Origin of the sequence: Streptomyces sp. NPDC046261 (assembly GCF_040646235.1) — a bacterium.
GTDB lineage: Bacteria > Actinomycetota > Actinomycetes > Streptomycetales > Streptomycetaceae > Streptomyces.
This window is the reverse complement of the sequence record NZ_JBEYZU010000048.1, coordinates 1-3,872: the sequence shown is the minus strand read 5'-3', so window position 1 is coordinate 3,872 and position 3,872 is coordinate 1. Positions and strand designations below refer to the sequence as shown.

Annotated in this window: 3 protein-coding genes; 1 reads left to right on the top strand and 2 read right to left on the bottom strand. The window is 66.7% G+C overall.

Going from position 1 to position 3,872, the window contains the following annotated elements:
- The coding region (locus ABZ956_RS30420; RefSeq protein WP_361900726.1) for a condensation domain-containing protein at positions 1 to 1,241 on the bottom strand (1,241 nt) is incomplete at its 3' end.
- 644 nt (positions 1,242 to 1,885) lie between these two features.
- Positions 1,886 to 2,101: an MbtH family protein gene (locus ABZ956_RS30415; RefSeq protein WP_361900723.1), complete on the bottom strand. Its 216-nt coding sequence runs from the start codon at positions 2,099 to 2,101 to the stop codon at positions 1,886 to 1,888.
- A 500-nt stretch (positions 2,102 to 2,601) separates the two neighbouring features.
- On the opposite strand from ABZ956_RS30415, the gene ABZ956_RS30410 reads away from it, so the two are divergent.
- Positions 2,602 to 3,872 (top strand): condensation domain-containing protein (locus ABZ956_RS30410; RefSeq protein ID WP_361900720.1); only part of this gene is annotated, 1,271 nt, incomplete at its 3' end.

The window sequence follows — 3,872 nt, the reverse complement described above, 5'->3', positions numbered from 1 at the left end:
GTGGCCATGTCGAGGAGGAGGCGCACGAATCGCCGTGCGTGTTCGGCGATTTCCCGGGGCTCGTACAGCTCGGCGTTCGCGTCGAAGGCGATCTTGACGCTGCCGTCGGCGGACCTGTCGTAGACATTGATCGAGAGGTCGTCGAACGGCATTCCGCTGGTGAGGTTGTGAACCGTGACCCCGGAATTGCCGAAGCGGAGGTCGTAGTCGAAGGACATGACGTTGACCGTGGGACCGAAGAGCGGCTCGTCGGCGGTCAGCTGAAGGTCGCGGCGGATGTCCTCGTAGCGGTAACGCTGGTGACGGAGTGCCGTGCGTATCCGGTCGGATGCGTGGGAGACGAAATCCGCGAGGTCCGCGCGGGGGGAGACGGAAATGCGCACGGGGAGGACGTTCGCGGTCATGCCGGGAATGCGCCGTGCGATGCTTCCCGTCCGGCCCAGCACCGGAAGGCCCAGGACGACGTCCTGAGCGCCGGTCATCGCGCTGAGGTAGGCGGCGGTGCCGGCGACCAGGAGGCCGGACAGCGTGGTGCGGAACTTCCGGGCGGCCTGGCGCAGCAGGGTGGCCTCGTCCGGCCCGACGCCCTCCAGGTGGCGGTGGACCGTCCGGCCCTGGCCGGTGGTGCGGCGTCCGCTGAGACCGGTCACCTCGGGGCGGTCGGAGAGTTCCCGCATCCAGTGGTCGCGGTCCGCCGTGAAGTCGCTCGAATTGCGGTATTCGTCGTCGGCAGCGAGCAGGACGTCGACGGATTCCCATGCCCGTTCCCCGACCGGGTCGCCGGCCAGCAGCGCGTTGTACACCGCTGCCGTCCGGCTCGCGAGGAGCGGTCCGCCGAATCCGTCCACGATGATGTGGTGGGCTCGCTGGTACCAGAAATAGCGATTTCCGGGAACGAGGAAGAGAGCGTTGGTGAAGAATCGTTCACCCGTGAGCGGAGTGGGCTTCCGCATGTCGTCCCACATCCATGATTCCGCGGCGGCACGGGCATCCGGGTGGGCGGTGAGGTCGACAATGTGCAGGGGCCAGTCGTCGGATACGGCGAAATGCTGCCGCATGTCGTCATCGTCCCCGACGAAACGCGCGTGCATGGTTTCGGCCTCGGTGTATGCGTGCCGCAGGGCGATCTCGAAGAGCCTGATGTCCAGGTCGCCGTCGATCTCGAGATATTCGCCGACGTTGTAGGCGGTGCTCTGCGGGTCGAGCTGCTGGGCGAACCAGATCCCGAGCTGCCCCGACATCAAATTCCTCAGGCCGCTGTGAGACTGAGTCATTGCATACACCCTTCGCAAGGCTAGTGACGACAGGTCATCGTCCGCCCGACCCATCCGTGACGCTGGAAAGTGAATCAGTTGCGGCGTGAACCAAAGACGTATGAGTGGTGAAGAGAGCGCAGTCGACGTGCTCGCACCATGAGCCGGGAAAACGCGGTGCTGAGCGGCGCGGTATTTTTCGTTCCGGTCGGCGGCCCCTTGACCGATGCACGGGTCGGTCAAGGGGCACGACGGCGCTACCGCGGTGGGACGGTCCCCGACGGAAGGTGTGGGAAATGGGTACGGGCCGCTTCTGCGGCAGACCGCTCATGGCCGTGGGCCGGCGCGGTCATCGGGGCGGCTGCCCGAGTCGACCGGAACGAGTCGGCCGGAACGAGCCGGCGATCGCCTGTGATGGGCCCGATCTTCGCCTCGGGCGGAGCGAACACGGCCTGCCCGGCCGCGGCAATGACACAGATGGACGGCACAATCCGGCACATGCCCCCCGTCCGCGCCTTCCGCGGCGGACCCGAGCCTGACCGTCCCCTTCAGAAGCCCGCATCGGCTTCTCCCCCCAGCCCCCGTTCGGTGGGCTCCCCCCTGGAAGCCCGCCCCCTACCGACTTAACCGGCTCAACCGGCTATTTCGGATTCCGCCTTCAGGCTGTTGGGTCGCATGTCGACCCAGTTCTCCTCGATGTAGTCCACGCACGCCTGTCGCGAGGTCTCCTCGAGGGCGATTCGCCAGCCGTCGGGCACCTGGACGAACGAGGGCCACAGCGAGTGCTGTCCCTCGTCATTCACGAGTACGTAAAAGCGGCCATCAGGGTCGTCGAACGGATTGCTCATTCCTCAACTCCTTTGAACGGCATGTAATGGGCATCTTGCAAAGACGCGAACGCACGTTGTCAAGGACGAGGCAGCCCCGCCCCCGAGGGGTGCTGTGATCACTCCGACTCGGGACGCTACCTCATCTTCCCGTGCGGTGTTGATGTAGGGAGGTCCGCCACAGTGCAAACCAACCACAGAAGGGAGGATGGGTTAAAAACGGGCATCACGCCATAAATGATTCCCTTGCTGTGGGGGCGTGGCTGATATAGGCTCGGCCAAAGTTAGATGATCTTCGTAGTTCGCGGCCGCGTGATTGACGGGCGGGCGGCGCTGAAGATTCGGGGGCGGGTGCATGAGGCTGTATTCGGCCTGTTCGCGGGGCGCGAATCGGGGCCGATCCTCCAGCAGCGGTAGTGACATTTTCCTCCGCGGGGCAGGCACCTAGCCCGCTGCCACTCTTGCGGGCCCCGGCCGGGTCCGGAGAACTTCTCTCCATGTGAAATATGGAAGGTTTCCCAATGGTTAGTGACCTGGAAGACATCCTCCCTCTGTCGCCGCTGCAGGCCGGACTCCTGTTCCACGCCGTGTACGACGACCAGGGGCCGGATGTGTACAACGTCCAGGTCGCTTTCGAGTTGGTTGGCCCCTGGGACACCGAGGCCCTGCGCGCCGCCGCCCGCACCCTGCTGGCGCGGCACGCGAACCTGCGGGCCGGGTTCCTCTACGAGGGCCTGGAGCAGCCCGTTCAGGTCGTACCCAAGGCGGTGGAACTGCCGTGGACCGAGGTGGACCTGCGGGCCCGGGACGCCGGCGCCCGTGAGGCCGAGGTCGCCCGGCTGCTGGCGGAGGACCGGGCGCGCCGGTTCGACCTGTCGCAGCCGCCCCTGATGCGGTTCACCCTGATCCGCCTGGAGGACGAGCGCTTCCGGTTCGTCCTCACCAACCACCACATCCTGCTGGACGGTTGGTCGATGCCGCTCGTCACGCGGGAACTCCTGACGCTCTACACGCGCAGGGGCGACGACGTCGGGCTGCCCCGCGTGACGCCCTACCGGGACTACCTGGCCTGGCTGTCGCGCCAGGACCGGCCGGCGGCTCTCGACGCCTGGCGGTCCTCCCTCGCGGGGCTGGAGGAGCCGACGCGGATCGCCCCCACAGGACCGGGCCGCGACCCGGTGCTGCCGGAGCGGGTCTCGGTCGACCTCTCCGAGGAACTGACCGCCGCGCTCCAGGAGTTCGCGCGCGGCCGCAGCCTGACGATGAACACCGTGGTGCAGGTCGCATGGGGCCTGCTGCTGAGCCGGGTGACCGGCCGCGAGGACGTGGTGTTCGGCGCGACGGTCTCCGGCCGTCCGCCGGAGCTGCCCGGGATCGAGTCGATGGTGGGGCTGTTCATCAACACCCTGCCGGTGCGCATGAAGATCAACCCCGCGGAAACGCTGACCGGTCTCCTCTCGCGCTTCCAGGAGGAGCAGACGCGGCTGATCAATCACCAGTACATCGGCCTGGGGGAAATCCAACAGCTCGCCGGAATAGGCGAGTTGTTCGACACGGTCATGGTGTTCGAGAACTACCCCTTCGATCCCGGCGCGCTCCAGACCATGCCCTCGGGGCTACAGGTCGCCGCCGTCCAGGGCCGCGATGCCACGCACTACCCACTGGCACTGGGCGTCATCCCCGGAAAGGCGCTCCACCTGCGCCTGGACTACCGTCCCGACCTCTTCGACAAGGCCACGATCGAGGAAATTGTGCAGCGGCTGGTACGGCTGCTGGAGGCCATCGCCACCGA